The following is a 24,472-nucleotide window of genomic DNA, read 5'->3' as shown; positions in this document are numbered from 1 at the left end:
CACTCTGCGTCATTCGGTGTCCATTTCTGACCTACCCGATCAAGGTAGATCGATCCTGGTCCACCTCCGACTTACACAGTCGTCATGACACGCCCTGCTGGCCGACGCGCAGACGCTGCTGGCCCGTCTCGACGCCCTGCCCGACCAGGCGGACCCGGACGACGCGGTCACACCCTGGAACGTCCGCGAGGCCATCCTGGACACCGCGGCGTTCGCGGCCCAGAGCCTCGGCCGCTGGGAGCAGCAGCTGGACCTGACCGCATGGCAGGTGGACAGCATGCGGGCCCGGGGCGCCAGCGCCTACGACATCGCCCGCAGCCGGTTCAACGACTACGGCTCGCTGCTACGCCTCGGCCGCCTCGACGACGCCGACGCACTGCTGGCCGACTGCCAACGGGTCTTTACCGACACCGGCGACCTCGACATGGTCGGCAAGACGTTCTCCGCCCGCGCCGCACTCGCCAACAGTTACGGCCGCCCCGACGAGGCCACCCGCCTCGAATACACCGCCCTACGCCTCAGCTACATCCGACCCGACCCGAACGCCATCGCCATCTCCCACCACAACCTCGCCAACTACCTCGACCCCACCACCACCGGCCTGGTACTCGCCCACCGGATCGCCGCCACCCTGCTCTACCACCTCACCGGCATCACCAGCACCTGGCAGGCAAATACCGCCCAAGCGCTGAGTCACCACCTCACCGGCGGCCCCGACCTGGATATCCCCGACACCGTCGCCGCGGTCGATACCCTCGTCAGCCAGGTCGACGGCGTCCGCTGGGCGGGCCTCGTCGACAGTCTCGCCGGCAACCGGGCCACCGCCGACCAGGCCCTCCACGATCTGATCAACGCCGCCCGCGCTCTACCCCCCGAACCGGTCTCCGGGCCGGACCCCGACCGCCGCCTCGCGGCATGGGAACCGATCATCTCGGCCGTTGCCACCGCAGCGAACGCCCGCCAGCCCCTGCCCACTGAGGTTGACCAGGTACTCGACGAACTGGCCAAGGCCAACGACTGGGCAAACCTCGTCGCCGCGCTACGCCGAGTCCTCGCCGGCGACCGCGACCGCGACACCCTCGCCGCCCACCTGGACGACGTCGACACCGCGATCCTCGCCGCAGTACTCGACCGGCTCAGCTGAGCCAGCTCTCGACAGCCGTCCCACGCCGGGTTGATCGCCGCCGCCGTGTTGCGGCCGTCGTGAATCCGGCGATTTCGTGACGATGGCAACACGGCGGCGGCGATCATGAACGCGGCGACCGGCGGGAGCGCGCCGCTACGCCGCCGCCGCCGCCGCACCAGCCCTACGCCGACGCCAGCGCGGCGCCCTTCGTCACGAACGGCAGGTTAGCCGCACCTCGGACGTTCGACGACACCTTCATCACGGCCCGCTCCGGATCGGCCACGTAGTCGGGGAACCGCTTGAGGACCTCCTCCAGCGCGATCTTGACTTCGAGCCGGGCCAGGTGTGCCCCCAGGCACCGGTGGATACCGAAGCCGAAGAACACCGTCGACGGCTCGTCCCTCCGGTTCAGGTCGTACACGTCGGGGTTCTCGTAGACCCGCTCGTCACGCAACGCCGAGCCGGTGATCAGCATGACCCGGTCGCCCGCCGGGATCGTGACGCCGTGCAGCTCGACGTCGCGGGTGGCGGTCCGGCCCTGCAGCTGGGACGGGGCGTCGAAGCGCAGGGTCTCGCCGGCGGCCCGGTCGTAGAGGGACGGGTCGGACAGCAGGAGGCGGCGCTGGTCGGGGAACCGGGTCAGGGCCATCAGGCCGTTCGGGATGGCCTTGGCGACGGTCTCGTGGCCGGCGGCGCCCAGCTCCAGGAACCGGAATGCGATCTCGTCGTCCGGCAAGGTCCGGGTCGAGCCGTCCTCGTCGTCGTCCACCTCGGTGGTGATCAGCAGGCTGATCGGGTCGTCCGTCGGGTTCCTGCGCCGTTCGGCCGCCAGCGAGAGATAGATGTTGATGATCTCGGCGTTGGCGGCGATGAACTCCGCCTCCTCGTCGACGCCCTCGCCACGAGCGAGGATTCGGTCGCTGCACTCGTTGATGGTCTGCCGGTACTCCTGGGGGATCCCGAGCAGCTCGCTGATCACGTCGAGGGGCAGCTGGACGGAGAAGTCGCGGACGGCGTCGAACTCGTCGGCGTCGAGGAAACGGTCGAGCAGCTCGCCAGCGCGGCGACGGATGTAGGGCTCCAGGGCCAGCATCCGGCGCGGGGAGAACACCTTGCTGACGATCTTGCGGTGCCAGCGGTGCTCCGGCGGGTCCCGCAGAATGATCATAGGGGCGCCGGCCTCGCGGCCCTCGATCGTGACTCCGCCGGTGCTGGAGTAGGTCTGCCAGTCGTTGTGCGCGGCCAGGACATCGGCGTGCAGCGACAATGCCCAGAACTTCAGGTCGGCGTTGTAGTAGACCGGCGCCTCTTCCCGCAGTGCCCGGTAGACCGGGTACGGGTCGCGATAGGTCGCGAGGTCATACGGGTTGAACTCGACCATCCGCACTCCTGATCAGATACCGGACACCAGCAGCCACAGCGGACATGGCCACAATAGGCATAAAGTATCTAATCTGCATACTCGACACAACTTCTACGGACCTTGGCGAACGTCCGCCAGCCGAACCCAAAGCCCGGACACGCCGACGCGCCCCCGGCCAGGGACCGGGGGCGCGTGGTGTCTTGATCTGTCAGCTATCCACGGGTGACGTCGGTGAGGACGGCCTCGAGACGGGCGGCGACCTCGTCGGGAGTGCCGGAGCCGTCGACGGTGCGCAGGATGCCGCTGGCGGCGTAGTAGGCGCGCAGCGGCGCCGTGCGCTCGGCGAAGACCTTGAGGCGCCGCCGGGCGGTCTCCTCGTCGTCGTCCAGCCGGTCTTCGGAACGGGCGCGATGCCTGATCCGCTCCAGCACGGTGGACTCGTCGACGTCTAGGTCGAGCACGACGTCCAGCGCGCAGCCCGCCTCGGCGAACCTGGCGTCGAACGCCTCGGCCTGCGCGAGCGTGCGCGGGAACCCGTCGAGCAGGAAACCCTGGCAGACGTCCGCGGCCGGGGTCGCCGACGGCGCGGTCAGCGTGCCGGTGGAGACCGTGGACGACCTCGCGGACGCCTCCGAGGACGTGCCGAGAGCTTCCGCGTCCTTCGAGGCGCGCGCGGTCGCGGGCACATGATCCACCACCGCGGCGGCGCTGGAGCCGTAGAGCCGGTCGGCGACGAGGTCGAGGACCAGTTCGTCGGGGACGAGGTCGCCCGCACGGACATACGCCTCGGCGCGGCGGCCGAGCGGGGAACCGGCGGCGATCTCGGCGTCCAGCAGCCGGCCGGTGGAGATCGCCGGGACGCCGTAACGGGAGCCGATCCGGGCGGCCTGCGTTCCCTTGCCTGAGCCCGGCGGGCCGAGCAGCACGACTCTCACCGAGTGGACCCTACCCCGCACCAAACCCCCATAAGCCTGGATGACGTGTAAGAAACCTGACCCGGCGCTTTCGGAACGCGGCGGGAATCACTGGCGGTCCCGGGGGCCGTGGCCCTGCCGAGGCCCGGGCAGCGTATCCGTCAGCGTCGCGATACGTCCACCCGGCCGTAACCCACGTCGCACCACGGGTCTTCCGGCTCTGGGGGCGACCTCTTCCCCGCCGTCCGTGGCTGCCGAGACCCCCATCCCCGCGGTACCAGCCACAATTGGCCGAAGCCTGGATGAAAATCCCATTCTCAAAGAAGCAAATCACATTCTACAAAGGCTTCTCGCCGCGTTCGGTGACCGTGCCGAGCGACACGGCCACCGAACACAAATCACGATCACAAGCCACAGTCATCGTCACAGTCATCGTCACGGCCATCGTGATAGCCATAGTCACTGCAACGTAGCCATGGTCACTGCAACAGCCACAAGAAGGTAGAAGCTACCGGCCGGTCGGGATCCGGCGCTTAGCGGCGGGTCGGGGTGATCGGGGACGGCAGGTCGGTGGCGCCGACCAGGTAACGGTCGACGGCTGCCGCGGCCGAGCGGCCCTCGGCGATCGCCCAGACGATGAGCGACTGGCCGCGGCCCATGTCGCCGGCGACGAACACGCCGGGGACCGAGGACTGCCAGCCGGCGTCGCGGGCGACGTTGCCGCGTGCGTCCAGCTCGACGCCCAGATCGTTGACCAGGCCCTCGCGCTGTGGGCCGACGAAGCCCATCGCCATCAGCACCAGCTCGCAGGGCAGCTCGACGTCGGTGCCCTCGACCTTCTGGAACCTGCCGTCGACCATCTGGACCTCGTGCATCCGCAGGGCGCGCAGCCGGCCGTCCTCGTCACCGAGGAAGGACTCGGTGGAGACGGCGTACACCCGCTCGCCGCCCTCCTCGTGCGCCGACGACACCCGGTAGACGATCGGGTAGCTCGGCCACGGGTTCGCCGGCGGGCGGGACTCCGGCGGCCGCGGCATGATCTCCAACTGGTGCACGGAGACCGCGCCCTGGCGGTGGGCGGTGCYGAGGCAGTCGGCGCCGGTGTCACCGCCGCCGATGACGACGACCCGCTTGCCCGCCGCGCTGATCGGCGGCTCGGCGAGGTCGCCCTCCTGCACCTTGTTGGCCAGGGGCAGGTACTCCATCGCCTGGTACACGCCGGAGAACTCCCGTCCCGGCACCGGCAGGTCGCGCCCGATGGTCGAGCCGCCGGCCAGCACCACCGCGTCGTGCGACGCGCGGAGCTCGTCCGCGCCGATGTCGACGCCGACGTCGCAGGACGTGACGAACTTCGTCCCCTCGGCCTCCATCTGCGCGATACGGCGGTTGAGGACGGCCTTCTCCATCTTGAACTCGGGGATGCCGTACCGCAGCAGGCCGCCGATCCGGTCGGCGCGCTCGTAGACGGTGACGTCGTGCCCGGCCCGGGTGAGCTGCTGGGCGGCGGCGAGCCCGGCGGGGCCGGAGCCGACGACGGCGACCTTCTTCCCGGTGCGCGTCGACGGCGGTATGGGGTCGACGCCCCGGCCGTCGGCGAACGCCCGGTCGATGATGGAGACCTCGATCTGCTTGATCGTCACGGGGTCGTCGGAGATCCCGAGGACGCAGGCCGCCTCGCACGGCGCCGGGCACAGCCGCCCGGTGAACTCCGGGAAGTTGTTCGTCGCGTGCAGCCGGTCGATCGCCTCGGACCACTCACCCCGGCGCGCGAGGTCGTTCCACTCGGGAATGATGTTTCCCAGCGGGCAGCCGTTGTGGCAGAACGGGATGCCGCAGTCCATGCAGCGCGCCGCCTGCGCGGCCAGCGATGGCGAGGGGAACTCCTCGTACACCTCCCGCCAGTCCTGGATCCGCACGTCCACGGGCCGGCGCGCCGGAAGCTCCCGGTGGTGCCGGAGGAACCCAGTCGGGTCAGCCATGCCGCTCCTTATTGATGGTTCGCTTCGTCCGGGCGGCGCGCTCCGGCGACCTCCGCCGCGGCCCGGCCACGTCACGACCTCCGAAATCGGCTTCGCCGATTCCGCAGGAACCCCGGCGCTCGCGGACGGGCCTCCGCGTCTGGCCCGGCTGCTTGATCTTGAACCTCCCCACCAGGGTTTTACCCCCGGCGAGTCCCAGCCCAACTGCGTCAGCTGCGGGCTAGAGCCATGATCAGGTCGTCGGCGGGGATGCCCTGTTCCTTGGCTTGCTTGATCGCGGTCAGCACCCGCTTGTAGTCGCGGGGCATGACCTTGACGAACTTCTCCTGCTCGTCCTCCCAGTCCGCCAGCAGCCGGGCGGCGACCGTCGAGCCGGTCTCGCGGCGGTGGCGGGTGAGCAGGCTGACCAGCTGCGCCCGGTCCTCCGCGTCGAGCGGCTCCACGTCGACCATCTCGGTGTTGATCCGCGCGCTCACCGGGGCGTACAGGTAGGCGACGCCGCCGCTCATGCCAGCCGCGAAGTTGCGCCCGATCGGCCCGAGCACCGCGACCGTGCCACCGGTCATGTACTCACAGCCGTGGTCGCCCACGCCCTCGACGACGGCGGTCGCGCCCGAGTTGCGCACGCAGAACCGTTCGCCGACGACGCCCCGGAAGAACGCCTCGCCCGCGGTCGCGCCGTAGAGCAGCACGTTGCCGGCGATGATGTTCTCCTCGGCGCGCAGCGGCGCCTCCTTCGGCGGGAAGACGATGATCCGCCCGCCGGACAGGCCCTTGCCGGTGTAGTCGTTGGCGTCGCCCTCCAGGGTGAGGGTGATGCCGCGCGGGACGAACGCGCCGAAGCTCTGGCCGGCCGAGCCGGTGAAGCGCAGCGAGATCGTGTCGTCCGGCAGGCCGACCGCGCCGTAGCGGCGGGTGACCTCGTAGCCGAGCATGGTGCCGACGGTCCGGTTGACGTTGCGGATCGGCATCTCCAGCCACACCGGCCGGCCGTCCTCCAGCGCGCCCTCGCACAGCTGGATGAGCGAGTTGTCGAGCGCCTTGTCGAGGCCGTGGTCCTGGCTGGCCGAGTTGTGCAGCGACCGGCCGAACGGCGCCTCGGGGGTGTGCAGCAGCGGGCTGATGTCGAGGCCCTCGGCCTTCCAGTGCTCGACGGCGGCGGTCGCGTCGAGCAGGTCGACCCGGCCGACGGCCTCCTCGAGCGTCCGGAAGCCCAGCTGGGCGAGGTACCCGCGGACCTCCTCGGCGATGAACGTGAAGAAGTTCTCGACGAACTCGGGCTTGCCGGTGAACCGGGCCCGCAGCGTCGGGTTCTGGGTCGCCACGCCCACGGGGCAGGTGTCGAGGTGGCAGACCCGCATCATCACGCAGCCGGCGACGACCAGCGGCGCGGTCGCGAAGCCGAACTCCTCGGCGCCCAGCAGCGCGCCGATGACGACGTCACGGCCGGTCTTGAGCTGGCCGTCGACCTGCACCACGATCCGGTCGCGCAGCCCGTTGAGCAGCAGCGTCTGCTGGGTCTCGGCCAGGCCCAGCTCCCAGGGGGCGCCGGCGTGCTTGAGCGACGTCAGCGGCGAGGCGCCGGTGCCGCCGTCATGGCCCGAGATGAGCACGACGTCGGCGTGCGCCTTGGACACGCCGGCGGCGACGGTGCCGACGCCGACCTCGGCGACCAGCTTGACGTGCACCCGCGCCTTCGGGTTCGAGTTCTTCAGGTCGTGGATGAGCTGGGCGAGGTCCTCGATCGAGTAGATGTCGTGGTGCGGCGGCGGCGAGATCAGGCCGACGCCCGGCGTCGAGTGCCGCGTCTTCGCGATCCACGGATAGACCTTGTGGCCGGGCAGCTGGCCGCCCTCGCCGGGCTTCGCGCCCTGCGCCATCTTGATCTGCAGGTCGTCGGCGTTGGCGAGGTACTCGCTGGTCACGCCGAACCGACCGCTGGCGACCTGCTTGACCGCCGAGCGGCGCAGGTCGCCGTTCGCGTCGGGGACGAACCGCTCGGCGTCCTCGCCGCCCTCGCCGGTGTTCGACTTGCCGCCGAGTCGGTTCATCGCGATCGCGAGCGTCTCGTGCGCCTCTGCGCTGATCGAGCCGTAGGACATGGCGCCGGTGGCGAACCGCTTGACGATCTCGGAGACCGGCTCGACCTGCTCGATGGGGATGGGTCGGCGCAGGCCGGGCCGCAGCTCGAACAGCCCGCGCAGGGTGGCGTCGCGCTTGGACAGCTCGTCGACCTTGGCCGTGTACTCCTTGAACACGTCGTACTGGCGGGTCCTGGTGGCGTGCTGCAGCAGGAACACCGTCTCCGGGTTGAACAGGTGCAGCTCACCCTCGCGGCGCCACTGGTACTCGCCGCCGATCTCGAGGCTGCGGTGCGCGAGCTCGGTGGCCACCCGCGGGTAGGCGCGGGCGTGCCGGGCGGCGACCTCGGCGGCGAGCACGTCGATGCCGACGCCCTCCAGGCGCGAGGCGGTGCCGGTGAAGTACCTGTCGATGACGTCGGAGCGCAGGCCGATCGACTCGAAGACCTGGGCGCCGGTGTAGCTGGCGATGGTGGAGATGCCCATCTTGGACATCACCTTCAGCACGCCCTTGCCGAGCGCCTTGATGAGGTTCTTCTCGGCCTGCTCCGGGGTGACGCCCTCGATCTCGCCGCGGCCGATGAGGTCCTCGACGCCCTCGAACGCCAGGTACGGGTTGACCGCGGCGGCGCCGTAGCTGGCCAGCAGCGCGATGTGGTGCACCTCGCGCGCGTCGCCGCCCTCGACGATCAGGCCGACCTTGGTGCGGGTCTTCTCCCGGATCAGGTGGTGGTGCACGGCCGCGGTGAGCAGCAGCGACGGGATCGGCGCGAGCCGCTCGTCGGAGTCGCGGTCGGACAGCACGATGATGCGGGCACCGTCGGCGATGGCCGCGCTGACCCCGACGCAGATCTCCTCGATCCGCGCCGCGAGCGCCGCACCCCCACCGGCGACCTCGTAGAGGCCGCGGACGGTGACCGCGGCGAAGCCGGGCATGTCGCCGTCGTCGTTGATGCCGATGATCTTCGACAGCTCGATGTTGCTGATCACCGGGAAGGGGAGGTGGACCACCCGGCAGGTGGCGGGGCTCGCCGTCAGCAGGTTGCCCTCCGGCCCCAGGTAGTTGCCGAGGCTGGTGACCAGCTCCTCGCGGATCGCGTCCAGCGGCGGGTTGGTGACCTGGGCGAACAGCTGCTGGAAGTAGTCGAACAGCAGCCGCGGCCGCTCGGAGAGCGCCGCGATCGGGGTGTCGGTGCCCATCGACCCGATCGGCTCGGCGCCGGTGCGCGCCATCGGCGCGACGATGATCCGCAGCTCTTCCTCGGTGTAGCCGAAGACCTGCTGACGGCGGGTGACCGACGCGTGGCTGTAGACGACCCGCTCGCGGGCCGGCAGGTCGGCGAGCTGGATGACGCCGGCGTGCAGCCACTCCCCGTAGGGCGAGGCGGTGGCGAGCTCCGACTTGATCTCGTCGTCGCTGACGATCCGGCCCTTGGCGGTGTCGATGAGGAACATCCGGCCCGGCTGGAGCCGGCCCTTCTGGATCACCCGGTGCGGCGGGATGTCGAGCACGCCGACCTCGGAGGCCATGACGACCAGGCCGTCGTCGGTGATCCAGTAACGCGACGGGCGCAGGCCGTTGCGGTCGAGCACCGCGCCGATCATCGTGCCGTCGGTGAAGGCGATCGACGCCGGCCCGTCCCACGGCTCCATCAGCGTGGCGTGGAACTGGTAGAAGGCGCGGCGCCGCGCGTCCATCTCCGCGTGGTTCTCCCAGGCCTCCGGGATCATCATCAGCACGGCGTGCGGCAGGCTGCGCCCGCCCAGGTGCAGCAGCTCGAGGACCTCGTCGAAGCTGGCTGAGTCGCTGGCGTCGGCGGCGCAGATCGGGAACAACCGGGACAGGTCGCCGGGAATCAGGTCGCTGGCGAGCAGCGCCTCGCGGGCGCGCATCCAGTTGCGGTTGCCGCGGACGGTGTTGATCTCACCGTTGTGYGCGATCAGCCGGTAGGGGTGCGCCAGCGGCCAGCTCGGGAAGGTGTTCGTCGAGAACCGGCTGTGCACCAGGGCGATGGCGCTGGCGAACCGCGGGTCGTCGAGGTCGGGGAAGTAGGCCGACAGCTGGTGGGTGGTCAGCATCCCCTTGTAGGTCAGCGTGCGCGCCGACAGCGACGGAAGGTAGACCCCGGTCTGCCGCTCGATCCGCTTGCGCAGGCAGAACGCGCGGCGCTCCAGCTCCATGACGTCGAACGGCGTGTCGTCCTCGACCGGCGCGCCGACGGCCGCCGCGACCGGGACACCGGGCAGCGTGACAAACAGCTGGCGCATCCGGGGCTCGACCTCGCGGGCGGCGTGGCCCACGATGTGGCTGACGACGGGCACCTCACGCCAGCCGAGCAGCCGCAGGCCCTCCTGCCGGGTCAGCCTGCCGATGGTGCGCACCGCCTCGTCGCGGTCACCGGCCACCTGCGGGAGGAACGCGATGCCGACGGCGTACCGGCCGGGAGCCGGCAGCGGGAAGCCGGCCACGTCGCGCAGGAACACGTCCGGGATCTGGACGAGGATGCCGGCTCCGTCACCTGTGTCCGGGTCGCTACCCGAGGCTCCCCGATGGTCGAGGTTGCGCAGTACCGTAAGGCCCTGGTCGACCAGCTCATGACTACGCCGGCCGTGCACATCGACGACAAACCCGACACCVCAGGCGTCGTGCTCGAAGGAGGGGTCGTAGAGACCTTGCTTAGTCGGCATCCGGAGGTGTCCTGTCCGTCTTCAGGGCCTGAAGGGGTGCGGACGACGCTGTCCGGGTGACGCGACGACGGCCTGCACCGGGCGCCAGGCACCGGTGCCTGGGCACAGCGCGCCTCGAGGTCTCCCAGGTACGGAAGACCCGCCCCGAACAGCCAGGGCCGAGACAGCTGGGATCATGTCAGCTGAGGCCATGTCAGCCGGGTCAGGGCGCGGTGAGCCAGTCGCGTCATACGCTGCAACGAGTGTGCCACGCCCCCGCCCGATTCGCTGAGATCGTCAGTGTCCGCCAGGTCACATGAATGTGACAGTTGTGTTCCATACACACCCGGCTTACGCTGACCTGCCCGGTTCGTACCCCCCCTTTAGGGAGGTATGTTCCCACCATTCGCGCGCCCGGGGGCGGTCGACGACCCCGTGGCCGACGGCCTCCTAGCTGACGCCCCCGACGAGGACGCCGACCAGGTAGGTGGCGCCGGCGGCGAGTGCGCCGAGGGCGAGCTGGCGGACGCCGGACAGCAGCCGCGAACGGCCGGTGAACCGGCTGACGGCCACCCCGACGGCGAACAGGGCCACGGCGGCCAGCACACCGCTCGCCAGGAACGTGTCGGCGCCAAGCAGGTACGGCAGGACGGGTACCAGGGCCCCGACGGCGAACGCGGCGAACGAGGAGGCCGCGGCGACCAGCGCGCTCGGCAGCCGGCCGGGTGTGACGCCGAGCTCCTCCTGGCTGTGGATCGCGAGCGCGACCTCCGGGTCGGCGTGCAGCTGACGGGCCACCGCGTCGGCGAGCTCCGGGTCGACGCCCTTCCTCGCGTAGGTGGCGGCGAGCTCGGCACGCTCGTCCGTCGGGAAGTCCGACAGCGCCCGTCGTTCCACCTCGATCTCGGCGGCCATCGCCTCGTTCTGTGACGTGACCGACGTGTACTCCCCGGTGGCCATCGAGAACGCGCCGGAGGCCAGCCCCGCGAGCCCGGCGAGCAGCACCGTCGACCGCGACGACGCGCCGCCCGCGAAGCCGGACAGCAGCGCGACGTTGCTGACCAGCCCGTCCATCGCGCCGAACACCGCCGGGCGCAGCCAGCCACCGGAGACGTCGCGATGCGTGTCCCGGTGCCGGTGGCCCAGGCCGGAGTCAGGCATCGCGAGGGCTACCGCCAGCGGGACCGTCCCCGCCGCTGTCCGCGGCCCCGGCGCCGCTCGACTTGTCCAGGYCGACCCTCGCGGTGACGGCGCCGGCCGTGACGACCTCGCCCGCGTCGGCGGAGCCGGCGAGGTCGCCGGTCGGGGTGGCCGGGGTGGCCGGGGTGGCCGGGGTGGCCGGGGTGGCCGCCGGCTTTGGGGAGGCCGGCAGGGACTCGCTGGGCTTGGTGCCCGCCAGGATCTCGTCCGCCAGCACCTCGTCCGCGGGACTCGCGGCGGCGGCCGTCGCCGCGCCTGCCGGCCTGAGGTCCGCCGGCTTCGCGTCCACCGGCTTGGCGTCCGTCACGTTCGGGTCCGTCGTCGCGTTCTCCTCGGCCGGGGTCCCGGCCTCGGGCGCGTCGCCACCGGTCTGCGCGGGGGTGACCGCCGCCGGTGGCTCGCCGCCCCGGTCCACGGGCTTGCGCAGGAGGATGAACATCAGAAGCGCGCCGACGAAGACCGCGATACTGACCCAGTCGTTGAGCCGCAGGCCGCCGATGTGCGTGGCGTCGTCGATGCGCAGCGCCTCGATCCAGGCCCGGCCGACGGTGTACAGCATGATGTACAGCGCGAGCAGTCGGCCGCGGCCGAGGCGGCGCCGCTGGTCGACGAGGAGCAGGACCGCGGCGACACCCAGGCACCACAGCGACTCGTACAGGAACGTCGGGTGGAACGTCGCGAACTGCTCGTACCCGGCCGGCCGGTGCGCCGCATCGATCTCCAGCGCCCAGGGCAGCGTGCTGGGCCGGCCGAACAGCTCCTGGTTGAAGTAGTTGCCCCAGCGGCCGATCGCCTGGGCCAGGACGATGCCGGGCACCGCCGCATCGGCGAACATCAGGAACGAGACGCCCGACCGCCTCGTCTTGATCCAGACACCCAGCGCGCCGCCGGCGACCGCCCCCCAGATCCCCAGCCCGCCGTTCCACACCTTCAGGACGTCGGCGACGTGCCCGTCCGCCCCGAAGTAGGCCTCGGGGCTGGTGATGACGTGGTAGAGCCGGGCGCCGACGATGCCGAACAGCACCGCCCACACGCCGGCGTCCCCGGCGAGGTTCGGGTCGGCCCCGCGGGCGCGCAGCCGCCGCCCCGTCAGCCAGACCGCGACGACGACGCCAATTATGATCATAAAGGCGTAGGCGCGCAGCGGCAGCGGCCCGAGGTGGATGACGCCTCGGGATGGGCTGGGAATCGCGGCTAGTACCACGGCGCAAGGCTACCTAGCGACACCGCCGCCTCGTCCACCCCTCCGGCAAACAAGAGCTGGACAGCGCCTACCCACCGACCGTCGTGCGGCGGTGGCGGGCGGTCAGGCGTCGCCCGTGGCCGGGGAAGGGCGGCGGACCCCCGCCGCGAGTTCGGCGGTGAGCGCCCGGATGCCGTCCAGGCCGGCTGAGAGCCCCGTGCCCGCGCGCTCGGCGGTCAGCAGGGCGCCGACGAGGGCCGAGCCAACGATCACGCCGTCGGCGAAGGCGGCCACGGTCGCCGCCTGGGCGCCGTCGCGCACGCCGAGGCCGACCGACACCGGCAGGTCGGTCACCGCCCGCACCCGCTTGACCAGGCCCTCGGCCGCGGCGCCGACCGACTGGCGGGCGCCCGTCACACCCATGAGCGACGCGGCGTAGACGAAGCCGCCGGTGATGCCGGTCACCAGCTGGATCCGCTCGTCGGTCGAGCTCGGCGCGACGAGGAAGACCGGGTCGAGGTCGTGCGCGCCGGCGGCGGCGAGCCACGGGGCCGCTTCCTCCGGAGGCAGGTCGGGGGTGATGACACCAGCGCCGCCGGCGGCGGCGAGGTCCGCGGCGAAGCGCTCGACTCCGTAGCGCTCCACCGGGTTCCAGTAGGTCATGACGAGCGTGGGCGCCCCGGTCTCGGCGACCGCCTCGACGGTGCGGACCACGTCGGCGGTGGTGACCCCGCCGCGCAACGCGGCGTCGGCGGCTTCCTGGATGACCGGGCCGTCCATCGTCGGGTCCGAGTACGGGAGGCCGACCTCCACCACGTCCACGCCGGCCTCGACCATGGCGCGCATGGCCGCGATGGCGCCGTCGACCGTCGGGAATCCGGCCGGCAGGTAGCCGACCAGGACCGAGCGGCCCTCCTTGCGTGCCGCCGCGAAGGTGTCCGCGAGCCGCCCGCGCGTGCCCTGTGCCTGCACCAGCTGTCCGTCTCCCGGCCGGTCTCGGCCGTCATGCGCGTGCCTGTCGGGATGTCTGTCGGGATGCCTGTCGCCCACCCCGGGTCAGCTGTGAGCGGGCTCACCGCCGTCGGCGGGGAGCACGCCGAACCAGCGGGCCGCCGTGTCGACGTCCTTGTCGCCTCGTCCCGAGCAGCTGACCAGGACCGTCGCGTCCGGGCCGAGCTCGCGGGCGACGTCGAACGCGCCGGCGAACGCGTGCGCGCTCTCGATCGCGACCAGGATCCCCTCGGTCTTCGCGACCAGGGCGAGCGCCTCCATCGCCGCCGCGTCGTCCACGACCCGGTAGGTCGCCCGGCCGGTGTCGTGCAGCCAGGCGTGCTCCGGGCCGATGCCCGGGTAGTCCAGGCCCGCGGAGATCGAGTGCGAGACCTTCGTCTGGCCGTCGTCGTCCTGCAGGAAGTACGACCGCATGCCGTGCAGCACACCGGAGCCGCCGCCGGCGATCGCGGCCGCGTGCCGGCCGGTGGCGAGGCCGTCGCCCCCGGCCTCGCAGCCGATCAGCCGGACGGAGGTGTCCGGGATGAAACGATGGAAGATCCCCATCGCGTTCGAGCCGCCGCCGACGCAGGCGACGATCGCGTCCGGGAGCTTCCCGGTGAGCGTGAGCACCTGCTCGCGGGCCTCGACGCCGATGATCCGCTGGAAGTCACGCACCAGCATCGGGAACGGGTGCGGGCCCATCACCGAGCCGATGCAGTAATGCGTGCGATCGACGGTGGCGACCCAGTCGCGCAGCGCCTCGTTGATGGCGTCCTTGAGCGTCCGGCTGCCGGAGGTGACCGGGACGACCTCGGCACCGAGGAGGCGCATCCGGGCGACGTTGAGCGCCTGGCGGCGGGTGTCCTCCTCGCCCATGTAGACGACGCACTCCAGGCCGAGCAGCGCGCAGGCGGTCGCGGTCGCGACGCCGTGCTGGCCCGCGCCGGTCTCGGCGATCACCCGGGTCTTGCCCATGCGCCTGGTCAGCAGGCACTGGCCGAGCACGTTGTTGATCTTGTGGGAGCCGGTGTGCGCGAGGTCCTCGCGCTTGAGCAGCAGCCGGGCGCCGCCGATGCGCGCGGTGAGCCGGCGCGCGTCGGTGACCGGGGTCGGCCGGCCGGCGTAGCTGGCGAGCAGGCCGTCGAGCTCGGCGACGAACGCCGGGTCCGCGCGGGCCTCGTCGTAGGCCGCGGTCAGCTCGTCCAGGGCGGCCATCAGCGCCTCGGGCACGAACCGCCCGCCGAACGGCCCGAAGTGCCCCAGCGTGTCCGGCACGCTTGGCCGCGCCCCGGGCTCCGCGTCCAGGAACGAGGGGACGGCCGGTGCGGTGGTGCCGGTAGCTCCGGCGCTGCTGGGGCTCACGCCCCGACTCTATCCACCCACCCCACCCGTTCTTCGGGTCCGAGCAGCCCCGCGCGGGCGCTGGCGCGGGGAGCTCGCGCCCGGCGCTAGCGCCCGACCTTGGTGGCCGGGTGGGCGCCCGCGGCGACGAGGTCGGCGACCGTCTGGCGTGGGTCCGAGCCGCTGACCGCCGCCTCCCCGACCAGCACCGCGTCGGCGCCGGCCTCGGCGTAGGCGAGCAGGTCGTGCGGGCCGCGGATGCCGGACTCGGCGACCTTCAGCACGCCGGAGGGCACCAGCGGGGCCAGCCGGGCGAACGTCTCGCGCCTGATCTCCAGCGTCTTGAGATCGCGGGCGTTGACGCCGACGAGCCGGGCCCCCGCGTCGAGCGCGCGCATCGTCTCGGTCTCGTCGTGGACCTCGACCAGCGCCGTCATGCCGAGCGACTCGATCCGCTCGAGCAGGCCGACGAGCCGGGGCTGGTCCAGCGCCGCGACGATCAGCAGCACGATGTCGGCGCCGTGCGCCCGCGCCTCCAGGACCTGGTAGGGCGAGACGATGAAGTCCTTGCGCAGCACGGGCACGTCGACAGCTACGCGGACGGCGTCCAGGTCGGCTAGCGACCCACCGAAGCGGCGCCGCTCGGTGAGCACGCTGACGGCCGCCGCGCCGGCCGACTCGTAGATGCCGGCGAGCGCCCCGGGGTCGGGGATGCCCGCGAGCTCGCCCTTCGACGGGCTGCGCCGCTTCACCTCGGCGATCACTGCGACGCGGCGGGCGCGCAGCACCGCGAGGGCGTCCCGCGGGTCGGGGACCTTCTCGACCCGCTGCTTGAGCAGGTCAAAGGGGATACGCGCCTCACGCTCGGCCAAGTCGGCACGGACACCGGCGATGATCTCGTCGAGGACGGTCACAGCCGGGCTCCTCTGGCTTTCGCTGCCATGGCGCCGATGGTAGGCCCACGCACCAGGAACGCACATGGCCCCCCATGGCCGCGCCGAATCCTTGACCGTCCGTAGTTGCCCGGCGATCGTCCGGACTAGGCATTTGCAGACGATCAACGGCTAAGCAGGTCATATCCTGCAACGATGGCCGTCTCGGCGGACACGCAGCGTCGTTGTCTCGTTGTTGCTCGTTCTTCCCCGCCGACGGGAGCCCACCCGCGCGGAGCCCGGCACATCATCCGGCACGGCCATCCCGCGCATCATCGCCGTTTCGGACCCATCCCGCGTCCGGGCACCAGCGCGACGATCCGGACGGTAGAGCGTGTTCGTGGAGCTACCTGAGCTAACCGCCCTGGTCGGGCCGGTCGGGCCGGTCCACCGAGTCGGCCGAGGCCGTCGGGTCCTGACCGCGCTCGATCGCGTCCCAGTCGTCCAGCGGGCGGGGCGCCCTGGTGTGGTAGCGGCCGCCCATGCCCGGCCAGCGGGGACCGAACACCACCGCCACCAGGCCCGCGCCGACGAACGCCAGGCCCCCCAGCGCCGCGGCCCACGGGGCGGCCGAGAGCCGGACCTGGCCGATCCGGGGATGGCCGCTGGGGGCGAGGTCCACGACGTGGCGCGCCGCGCGCACGGCCGGTTCTGGCGTGACCCCGATCCGAGCGGCGAGCACCACCACACCGACGCCCGCCAGGGCGACCAGCACCCCGACGACCCGCCGGCCGGCGCCCCTGGTCGCCACCAGGGCGACCGCCGCGGCGAGGCCCACCAGCCCGAGCGCGCTCACCGCCGGCGCGAGGTCCCCGCCGCCGAGGGCCACCGCGAGCGGCGTCCCCACCGCACCGCCACCGGTCGTCGTCGCGTCCCGCACCTCGGTGCGCGCCCACGTCGCCGAGCTCGCGAACAGCACCAGCCCCGCCCCCACGAGGCAGGCGAGCACAGCGGCGCCCAGGCCCGCCCGGCCGGCCAGCCCCGGCCGGCCGGCCGGGAGTCCGCCGGCCGCGTCGCGCACGTGCATCCGCACGGCCGCGTCGGCGTCAGCGCCCGAGGCCATCGGCGCAGGCACGCCGACCGCCTCGTCCGCGTCGATACTTGCCTTCTGGTTCATGTGCCTGGACTCCCGACCACGTACGGAGGACGCGAAGCGCCCCGACGCCCAGCCCAGCCTCAGCCGGGGGAACGCAGCGACTCGGCGATCTCGATCGCCCGCAGCACGGCCGCGGCCTTCGTGCGGCTCTCGCGGTCCTCCGCGTCCGGGTCCGAGTCCGCGACGATACCGGCCCCGGCCTGGACATAGGCCCAGCCGTCGCGGACCAGCGCGGTGCGGATCGCGATCGCGGTGTCCAGGTCGCCGCCGAAGTCGAGGTACCCGACGACACCGCCGTAGAGGGCGCGCCGGGTCGGCTCGAGCTCGTCGATGATCTCCATCGCCCGCACCTTCGGCGCCCCGGACAGGGTTCCCGCCGGGAACGTCGCCGCGAGCACGTCGACGGCGCTGTGCTCGGGCGTGACCTGGCCGGTGACGGTGGAGACGATGTGCATGATGTGCGAGTAGCGCTCGATCGTGGCGAACTCGACGACCCGCACCGTCCCCGGCACGCAGACCCGGCCCAGGTCGTTGCGAACCAGGTCGACGAGCATGACGTGCTCGGCGCGTTCCTTCGGGTCGGCCAGCAGCTCGGCGGCGAGCTCCGCGTCCGCCTCGGGGGTGCCGCCGCGCGGGCGGCTGCCCGCGATCGGGTGCAGCAGCGCCCGGTCGCCGGTGACCTTGACGTGCGCCTCGGGGGACGTGCCGACGACGTCGAAGTCGCCGAAGCGCAGCAGGTACATGTACGGGCTCGGGTTCGACGCCCGCAGCACCCGGTAGATGTCGAGGGCGCCGGCGGAGGTCGCCCGCTCGAACCGCTGCGAGACCACGATCTGGAAGCACTCGCCGGCGCGGATCTCCTCGATCGAGCGCTCCACCGCCTGCTGGAACTGGCCAGGCGCCATCGCCGAGGTGAACCCCGCGATGTCGAGGGCGGCGAGCGCGCCGGTGGCGGCGACGGTCGGCTCGGTCCACTTGTGCAGTTCGGCGGTCATCACCTCCAGCCGGGCGACCGCGTCGTCGTACGCGGCGTCCAGCGCCGCCTCGTCGAGCGGGACCGTCGGATACGTCCCGTCCGCGGCGGGCGCGCCGGCCGGCGCGCCGGGCGCGCGCGTGAACACGTTCGCGACGAGCAGGCAGGAGCCGTCGGCGTGGTCGAGCACGGCGAGGTCGGTACACAGCAGCAGGCGCAGCTCGGGTATGCGCAGATCGTCGACGGCATGCTCGGGCAGCCGCTCGATGCGGCGCACGAAGTCGTAGGAGAGGTAGCCGACCAGTCCGCCCATCAGCGGCGGCATGCCGGGCAGCCGAGGCGCGCGCAGCGCCTGCTCCACGGCGCGCAGCACGACCAGCGGGTCACCGCCGGTCGGTACCCCCGCCGGCGGCGGCCCCCCGGCCCAGCAGGCCACGCCGTCGACCTCGGTCAGGGTCGCCGCCGCGCGCACCCCGATGATCGAGTAGCGGGACCGCATCCCGCTGTGCTCGGCCGACTCCAGCAGGAAGGTGCCCGGGCCACCGCCGAGCTTGCGGTACACGCCGACGGGCGTCTCCCCGTCGGCGAGCAGCCGGCGGGTGACCGGCACGACCGCGTGGCCGGCGGCCAGCGCGCGGAACGCGGCGCGGTCGGGTGAGATCTCACCGGTCGTCATCGGGGCTCTCCCGTCTGGGGCGTCGGGCCATCCGGCGAGCCGTGCGCCGCCGGCAGCTCGCGGCCGTCGAAGCAGCTGCGCGCGCCGGTGTGGCAGGCGGGGCCGACCTGGTCGACCTGGACGAGCACCGTGTCACCGTCGCAGTCGAGCGCGACCGAGCGCACCCACTGGACATGGCCGGAGGTGTCACCCTTGACCCAGTACTCCCGGCGGCTGCGGCTCCAGTAGGTGGCCCGGCCGGTGGTCAGTGTCCGGTGCAGCGCCTCGTCGTCCATCCAGCCGACCATGAGGACGGTGCCGGTGTCGTACTGCTGGACGACGGCGGGGAACAGCCCGGCGGCGTCCCGCTTCAGCCGCCCGGCCAGCGCCGGGTCGAGCCCTGACGAGGTCACACTCACCGGGCCCATTCTGCCGTGTTTCTGGTTCGCTCCGTGCGGGCACGGCGCTCCGGCCCCTTACTCGCTTCGCTCCCAAGGGACCTCCGCGCCGTGTCCTCCTCCGCGAACGGGCGCTCCGGCGACCTCGCTGCGGCCCGACCCACCTCGCTTCGCTCGTGGGCCGGGCCTCCGCGAGGCGCGCCTGCGCGCCGCATGGTGACTCGCCGCCGAGACGTCACCAAGCCAAGGCCCGTGTCCTATACAGCAGGCCTGAGGATGTTGAACTCGGTGAAGCGGTGGCGCAGCACAGGGCGGCCGTAGAGGTCGAGACCCGGTTCACCGGTGCTGCGGCCGGTGTGCACGGCCTCGATCGCGTCGGCGGCGTCGCGCAGCAGGTGCGGCCCGGCCTCGCAGGAGCGGGTGTGCGCCGGCATGACCCGGCTGACCTGGCCGGCGAGGTCGCCGTCGAGGCGGCGCAGGCTGGTGACGAACGCCTCCAGGTCCGTGTCGTCGGTGTGCGCCCAGAAGTCGCCGGTGATCAGCGTGTCGCCGACGAAGAGCAGGCCGTCGCGCTCGTCGAGCAGGCACAGCGAGTCCGGCGAGTGTCCCGGGCTGTGCAGGACGCGCAGCGTCCGGCCGCCCAGGTCGATCACGTCGCCGTCGGCGAGCGGGCGGGCCGCCGGCCCCGTCCCGATCGGAGCGGCCGTGGCGGCGCGGACGCCCGGCGGCAGCGCGCGGGGCCGGACGTCGGCGGTGAACAGGTGGAAGTAACGGTCGTCGAGCGCGAGCGCCGTCTCGTAGGCGGCGAGCTGCTCGGCGGCCACCGTCAGGTAGGCGCCGACGCGCTCGGCGGGGACCTCGTGCGTGAGCCGTTCGACGGCGATCGGGTGGGCCGCGGCCTCGTCGAAGTAGCCGTTCCCGCCGCGGTGGTCGTCGTGCGCGTGGGTGTTGACGACGAGCACCGGCGCCCCGGTGACCCGGCGGACCGGGGCCGAGATGTCGGCGATGCCGGTGCCGGTGTCGACCAGCACGGCCCGCTCGGTGCCGACGACGAGGAAGCAGTAGACGTGCCACGGCTCGGCGACGAGCCACACGCCGTCGCGCAGTCTTCGGGTCACGAACCAGGGGTCCTGGTCGGCCATCAGCCGCTCCCGCCCGCTCACGGCGCGGCGTTCTCCCGCAGGACGGCCACATCCTCGGGGTCCAGGCCGGCGACCGGGCCGCGCTCGATCAGCGCGGCGAAGCCGTCGTCGGGCGCCATGACGGTGATCGTGTAAAGGCGGTCGGTGTCGGACGTGTTCACGATGCGGTGGACGGAGCCCGGCGGCAGCACGAGCACGTCGCCGGGGCCGAGCGGGCGGGTGTGCCCGTCGCTGTGCGCGAGGCCGGTGCCGGCGAGCACGACGAAGGTCTCCGTCGAGGCGGGATGGGAGTTCGGTGGCTGCGAGCCCCCCGGCTCCCAGATCTCGAACACGACGGTGGTCGGCGAGCCCTGGGCCGGGCCGCTGAGGACGGCGAGCCTGACGGTGTCGGCGGGTGAGATCCGGTGCGCCGTCACCTCGGCCAGTGGCCGGACCACGGGCGGCCCGGCGGGCTCGGCGGCGCTCAACCCAAAGCCTTCAGCGCGTCGGCGAGGTCGGCGGCCGTGACGGTGAAGCCGAAGCACTGGCGGACGTTGTAGACGGTCGCCTCCATGCAGAACTCCGGTGACGTCGTCGCGACCGCGTCCTCGACCATCACGACGTCGTAGCCGACGCAGGCCGCGTCGGTCAGCGTCGCGAGCACGCACTGGTCGGCGTTGACGCCGGCGAACAGCAACGTGTCGACCCGCAGGTTGCGCAGCACCGTGTCCAGCGGGGTGTCCCAGAAGCCGCTCATCCGGTATTTGGAGACCTCGACGTCGCCCGGTTCGATCTGCAGCTCGTCGACGACGGCCGCCGCCCAGGCACCCTCGGTGAGCACCGGGGAGCCGTTCGGCAGCGGGTCGCCGATGCCGGTGCCCGCGCCGTCGCCGTTGTAGACATGCAGCACGCCCGGCGGCAGGTTGGCCCGGTCGGGGCGGTTGCCCCAGTTGAGCCAGACGACCGGCACGCCGGTGGCGCGCAACGCCGGGAGCAGCTCGGCGAGCACCGGGATCGGCGCTCGGGCCGGGGTGACGTCGACGCCGATGCCGGCGAGCCAGCCGTCGGGGTGGCAGAAGTCGTTCTGCATGTCGATCACGACGACGGCGGTGCGGGCCAGGTCCAGGGTGAGCCGCTGCGGCAGGGCCGGCACGGTGAGCGCCCGCTCGGGCTGGGCCGGGCGCCGCAGGTCCACCGCGCCGGGTCCGACCCGCCAGCTGTTGACGGCGCTCGGCCCGAGCGGCACGGCAGGTTCCTGGTCGGTCATGGCGCGGCATCGGCCGCGACGGAGCCGGCCGCGACGGGCTCCGCGGCGTCGAGGAGCGGACGGACGTCGCGGGCGAAGCGGCGCAGCTGCTCGTCGGTGGCGTCGTAGCTCTCGCCGGGGCCCGTCGGGAAGATCGTCAGGTCGGCCAGGCCACCCAGGTCGTCACGCAGCCGCAGGATCGACTCGGCGACGTCCTCGGCGGTGCCGACCGCCCACACGCCCTGCTCGACGGAGTCCTCCAGGGTCGGCACCCAGCCGGCCGGCGGCATGCCGCCGTCGGGGCCCAGGTAGGCCCGGTTCCATCCGTAGGGGCCGAGGAAGCGCCAGAACTCGTCGTGGCCGGGGCGCGCGAGCTCCATCGCCTGCTCGCGGGTGTCCGCGACGTAGGTGTTGAGGACGACCATCCGCTTCTCGCCGGGGGCGAGCGCCGCGCCGCCATGCGTATCGGCGTAGACCTCGGCGTAGCGGTCCCAGCGGGCGCGCAGCAGCGAGCGGCTGGCCAGCCAGAACACGCCGCCGAATCCGCGCGCGGGCACCGCCGCCAGCGAGCCGGGGCTGCTGATCGCCTGCCACACCTCGTACGGGTAGGCCGGACGCGGGATGAGGGTGAGTGACTCGACCTCGCCGCCCCGGTCGGGGATGCCCGGCGGAGGTGCCTGGAAATGGCTGCCGCGGTGGCTGAAAGTCTCGTTGTCCAGCGCGGTGAGCAGCAGGTCGAGCGCCTCGTTCGTGACGTCGCGGTTGACAGCGTCGGCGGCGAGCGCGTCCGGGTTGTCGGTGGAGCCGATCGACATCCGGCCGAGCGAGAGCGGCTCGATCTCGCGCGGCACGGTGCCCCGGCCGACGCCGAGGATGCCGCGGCCGCCGGAGAGGTTGTGCAGCATCGCGAAGTCCTCGGCCAGGCGCAGCGGGTGCCACTGGCCGACGACGTTGAACATCGTGCCGATGCGGATCCGGCGGGTCCGCTCGGCGAGGAAGGCGCCGAACAGCAGGCCGTTCGGCACGACCTCGTAGCCCTCGTGCTGGAAGTGGTGCTCGGTCAGCCAGAAGGCGTCGTAGCCGAGCTCGTCGGCGAGCACGCCGGTGTCCAGGATGCGGCGCGTCGCGGCCAGGAACTCGGCCTGGGTGTAGCGACGCGCCGTCGGCTCCGTGCCGCCGGCGCCGATGGTGTCGCCCATCTCGACGGCCCCGAAGAGAAACACGCCGACGCGCATCGCACTCCCCTCGCCACGGTGTTGATGCCATGAACACTGCCGCGCGGGTGTTTCAGCGCCATCACCCATCCGTTACGCCCCTCTCGCGCCCCGCTCCGGGCCACGTCGGGTGGCCCGTCAGGTGGTCTACTGAGGCGGTTTGTCGCCTGCCACAGTCTGTTCTGCCACAGGCTGTCGCCCGCCGCCGCCTGTCGCCGTGGCCGAAGGAGCTGCCCGTGTCCCGCGACGTCCGCTTCTACGCGGTCGGCCAGTCCCCCGCCGCCTCCCACGGCACCGGGGCGCCCGTCGACGACCCAGCCTGGCCGGCGGGGCTGCAGGAGGCGTTCTGGCGGTACGAGCGAGCGCTGCTCGGCAACGACCTGGACGCGCTGGACGAGCTGTTCCTCGACGAGCCGGCGACGCTGCGGGCCGACGCCAGCGGCGTGCTCGTCGGGCACGCCGAGATCAGCGAGTTCCGCCGCACCAGGGGCACCCGGGGCGGGCTGCCCGGGCCGCGTACGGTCGATCGGCTGCACGTCCAGGCGCACGGCCCGGCCTTCGCCGTCCTCGTCGCCGAGATCACCCGTGCCGATGGCGGCCGCGGCCTGCAGACCCAGGTCTGGGTGGCGGTGCCCGACGACTCCGGACCCGGCCCGGGCGGCCAGTCACGGTGGCGGGTCGCGGCGGCGCACGTCAGCGGTTCGCCCCCGCCGGCACCTGGCGTGGAGGTCAGCACGGCGGCGGTCTGGCGGATACGGGGCGAGCCGCTGGTCGCCGGCGCGGACCAGGGGCCGCTGCGAGGGCTGACGGTCGCCGTCAAGGACCTGTTCGCGGTCGCCGGGCACCGCGCCGGGGCGGGCAACCCGGCCTGGCTCGCCGAGGCGGCGCCCGCGGCCGAGCACGCGCCAGCGGTGGCCGCGCTGCTCGCTGCCGGCGCCGACGTCACCGGGCTCGCGCAGACCGACGAGCTCGCGTACAGCCTGTCCGGGACGAACGTCCACTACGGCACGCCGCCGAACCCGACCGCGCCGGGCGTCATCCCCGGCGGATCCAGCAGCGGCCCGGCGAGCGCCGTCGCGCTCGGCCTGGTCGACGTCGGCCTCGGCACCGACACCGGCGGCTCGGTGCGGGTGCCCGCGTCCTACTGCGGCCTGTTCGGCATCCGGCCGACGCACGGGGCGGTCTCGGCCGCCGGGGTGGTCCCGCTCGCGCCGAGCTTCGACACCGTCGGGTGGCTCACCCGCGACGCGGCCACGCTCGCACGGGTCGGCGCGGTGCTGCTGCCGCCCGCCGACCCCGCGCTGCCAGCGCCGGGCGCGCTGCTCGTCGCCGACGACCTCGTCGCCCTCGCGGAGCCCGACACCGCCGCCGCGCTCGCCGGCGCCGTCCCGTCGCTCGCCGCGGCCGTCGACCTGCCGGTCCGGCGGGTGCCGGCGATCGCGGCCGGCCGGCTGCGCGACTGGTTCCTCGCCTTCCGCCACGGCCAGGGTTTCGAGGCGAACCAGGCACACGGGGCGTGGGTGGCCGCCCACCCCGGCGTCCTCGGCCCCGGCATCGCCGGCCGGTTCGCCGGCGCGGCGGCCGTCACCGACGAGGAGCTGACGACGGCCCGTGCGGTCCGCGCCCAGGTCCGCGCGACGCTCGGCGCCGCGCTCGGCACCGGTGCCGTTCTGGTCGTTCCCGCGACCAGCGGCCCGGCACCCGCGATCGACCTCGCCGTCGAGGCCAAGGACCGCCTGCGTGCCGCCACCCTGACCCTGACCTGCGCCGCCGGTCTCGCCGGCCTGCCGGTCGTCGTCCTCCCGCTCCTGCTGGTGCGCGGCCGCCCGGTGGGCCTGGCCCTCATCGGCGCGCCCGGCACCGACCACGCCTTGCTCGCGCTCGCCACCCGCGTGACCGCTGCCCAGGCCTGACCGGCGGTACGCCGGCGAACACGCTCCGCCCAAAGGGGCCATGCCCGCATCCCTCACGGGACGGCGCACCGCCGCCC

General features: G+C 72.8%; 18 protein-coding genes. 2 read left to right on the top strand and 16 right to left on the bottom strand.

The genetic code is table 11. The features are described 5' to 3' along the window. The first annotated feature begins 277 nt into the window (after positions 1-277). Positions 278-1,144, top strand: a complete 867-nt coding sequence (locus BCD49_RS19340) for a hypothetical protein (RefSeq protein ID WP_007515666.1) — start codon at positions 278-280, stop codon at positions 1,142-1,144. Positions 1,145-1,307: 163 nt separating this feature from the next. Here BCD49_RS19340 and BCD49_RS19335 read toward each other — a convergent pair whose 3' ends face one another. The 16 genes from BCD49_RS19335 to BCD49_RS19260 form a co-directional block, all read right to left on the bottom strand. Beyond that, on the bottom strand, positions 1,308-2,507 hold the full coding sequence (locus BCD49_RS19335; RefSeq protein ID WP_007515667.1) for a cytochrome P450: 1,200 nt from the start codon (positions 2,505-2,507) through the stop codon (positions 1,308-1,310). A 194-nt stretch (positions 2,508-2,701) separates the two neighbouring features. Beyond that, positions 2,702-3,424, bottom strand: coding sequence for an adenylate kinase family protein (locus tag BCD49_RS19330; RefSeq protein WP_027141288.1), 723 nt, complete (start codon positions 3,422-3,424; stop codon positions 2,702-2,704). 512 nt (positions 3,425-3,936) lie between these two features. Further along, positions 3,937-5,382: a glutamate synthase subunit beta gene (locus BCD49_RS19325; RefSeq protein ID WP_071041744.1), complete on the bottom strand. Its 1,446-nt coding sequence runs from the start codon at positions 5,380-5,382 to the stop codon at positions 3,937-3,939. A gap of 209 nt (positions 5,383-5,591) precedes the next feature. Beyond that, the gene (gene gltB, locus BCD49_RS19320; protein WP_083401560.1) at positions 5,592-10,151 is read right to left on the bottom strand and encodes a glutamate synthase large subunit; all 4,560 of its coding nucleotides are present in this window, start codon (positions 10,149-10,151) and stop codon (positions 5,592-5,594) included. 429 nt (positions 10,152-10,580) lie between these two features. Further along, positions 10,581-11,291: a VIT1/CCC1 transporter family protein gene (locus BCD49_RS19315; protein WP_007515672.1), complete on the bottom strand. Its 711-nt coding sequence runs from the start codon at positions 11,289-11,291 to the stop codon at positions 10,581-10,583. Continuing rightward, entirely contained in the window at positions 11,284-12,534 is a 1,251-nt protein-coding gene (lgt, locus tag BCD49_RS40810; RefSeq protein ID WP_083401559.1) for a prolipoprotein diacylglyceryl transferase, read from the bottom strand. The genes BCD49_RS19315 and lgt overlap by 8 nt, the downstream gene beginning before the upstream one ends. Positions 12,535-12,636: 102 nt before the next feature. Next, positions 12,637-13,485: a tryptophan synthase subunit alpha gene (gene trpA / locus BCD49_RS19305; RefSeq protein ID WP_007515674.1), complete on the bottom strand. Its 849-nt coding sequence runs from the start codon at positions 13,483-13,485 to the stop codon at positions 12,637-12,639. A gap of 84 nt (positions 13,486-13,569) precedes the next feature. After that, a complete protein-coding gene (gene trpB, locus BCD49_RS19300) occupies positions 13,570-14,868 on the bottom strand; it encodes a tryptophan synthase subunit beta (RefSeq protein ID WP_007515675.1) in 1,299 nt (432 codons plus the stop codon). Positions 14,869-14,954: 86 nt separating this feature from the next. Then, entirely contained in the window at positions 14,955-15,761 is an 807-nt protein-coding gene (gene trpC, locus BCD49_RS19295; protein WP_007515676.1) for an indole-3-glycerol phosphate synthase TrpC, read from the bottom strand. Between the two features lie 373 nt (positions 15,762-16,134). After that, the gene (locus BCD49_RS19290) at positions 16,135-16,896 is read right to left on the bottom strand and encodes a Trp biosynthesis-associated membrane protein (protein WP_007515677.1); all 762 of its coding nucleotides are present in this window, start codon (positions 16,894-16,896) and stop codon (positions 16,135-16,137) included. A 59-nt stretch (positions 16,897-16,955) separates the two neighbouring features. Next, positions 16,956-18,524 (bottom strand): anthranilate synthase component I, encoded by a 1,569-nt coding sequence (locus BCD49_RS19285; RefSeq protein ID WP_007515678.1) that lies wholly within the window; start codon positions 18,522-18,524, stop codon positions 16,956-16,958. Next, a complete protein-coding gene (gene hisI / locus BCD49_RS19280) occupies positions 18,521-18,931 on the bottom strand; it encodes a phosphoribosyl-AMP cyclohydrolase (protein ID WP_007515679.1) in 411 nt (136 codons plus the stop codon). Before hisI ends, BCD49_RS19285 begins: the two co-directional genes overlap by 4 nt. A 227-nt stretch (positions 18,932-19,158) precedes the next feature. Next, positions 19,159-20,064, bottom strand: coding sequence for an MBL fold metallo-hydrolase (locus BCD49_RS19275; RefSeq protein WP_051467432.1), 906 nt, complete (start codon positions 20,062-20,064; stop codon positions 19,159-19,161). Further along, positions 20,061-20,510 (bottom strand): cupin domain-containing protein, encoded by a 450-nt coding sequence (locus BCD49_RS19270; protein WP_007515681.1) that lies wholly within the window; start codon positions 20,508-20,510, stop codon positions 20,061-20,063. Before BCD49_RS19270 ends, BCD49_RS19275 begins: the two co-directional genes overlap by 4 nt. Beyond that, the gene (locus BCD49_RS19265) at positions 20,507-21,289 is read right to left on the bottom strand and encodes a cysteine hydrolase family protein (RefSeq protein WP_007515682.1); all 783 of its coding nucleotides are present in this window, start codon (positions 21,287-21,289) and stop codon (positions 20,507-20,509) included. Before BCD49_RS19265 ends, BCD49_RS19270 begins: the two co-directional genes overlap by 4 nt. After that, positions 21,286-22,503 (bottom strand): LLM class flavin-dependent oxidoreductase, encoded by a 1,218-nt coding sequence (locus tag BCD49_RS19260; RefSeq protein WP_007515683.1) that lies wholly within the window; start codon positions 22,501-22,503, stop codon positions 21,286-21,288. Before BCD49_RS19260 ends, BCD49_RS19265 begins: the two co-directional genes overlap by 4 nt. A 215-nt stretch (positions 22,504-22,718) precedes the next feature. Here BCD49_RS19260 and BCD49_RS40800 point away from each other — a divergent pair, with 215 nt between their 5' ends. After that, a complete protein-coding gene (locus BCD49_RS40800) occupies positions 22,719-24,395 on the top strand; it encodes an amidase (protein WP_007515684.1) in 1,677 nt (558 codons plus the stop codon). The last annotated feature ends 77 nt before the right edge of the window (positions 24,396-24,472 follow it).

The sequence above is a fragment of the Pseudofrankia sp. EUN1h genome (genome assembly GCF_001854645.1).
Taxonomy (GTDB): domain Bacteria; phylum Actinomycetota; class Actinomycetes; order Frankiales; family Frankiaceae; genus Pseudofrankia; species Pseudofrankia saprophytica.
This window is presented reverse-complemented; position numbering and strand designations above follow the sequence as displayed.

Excerpts from the sequence above, each read along its gene's own strand:
- BCD49_RS19265 (WP_007515682.1), bottom strand. The coding sequence starts at position 21,289 with ATGACCGACCAGGAACCTGCCGTGCCGCTCGGGCCGAGCGCCGTCAAC.
- BCD49_RS19285 (WP_007515678.1), bottom strand. The coding sequence starts at position 18,524 with ATGACGACCGGTGAGATCTCACCCGACCGCGCCGCGTTCCGCGCGCTG.
- BCD49_RS19340 (WP_007515666.1), top strand. The coding sequence starts at position 278 with ATGCGGGCCCGGGGCGCCAGCGCCTACGACATCGCCCGCAGCCGGTTC.
- hisI (WP_007515679.1), bottom strand. The coding sequence starts at position 18,931 with ATGGGCCCGGTGAGTGTGACCTCGTCAGGGCTCGACCCGGCGCTGGCC.
- BCD49_RS19315 (WP_007515672.1), bottom strand. The coding sequence starts at position 11,291 with ATGCCTGACTCCGGCCTGGGCCACCGGCACCGGGACACGCATCGCGAC.
- BCD49_RS19260 (WP_007515683.1), bottom strand. The coding sequence starts at position 22,503 with ATGCGCGTCGGCGTGTTTCTCTTCGGGGCCGTCGAGATGGGCGACACC.
- BCD49_RS19335 (WP_007515667.1), bottom strand. The coding sequence starts at position 2,507 with ATGGTCGAGTTCAACCCGTATGACCTCGCGACCTATCGCGACCCGTAC.
- BCD49_RS19290 (WP_007515677.1), bottom strand. The coding sequence starts at position 16,896 with ATGAACCAGAAGGCAAGTATCGACGCGGACGAGGCGGTCGGCGTGCCT.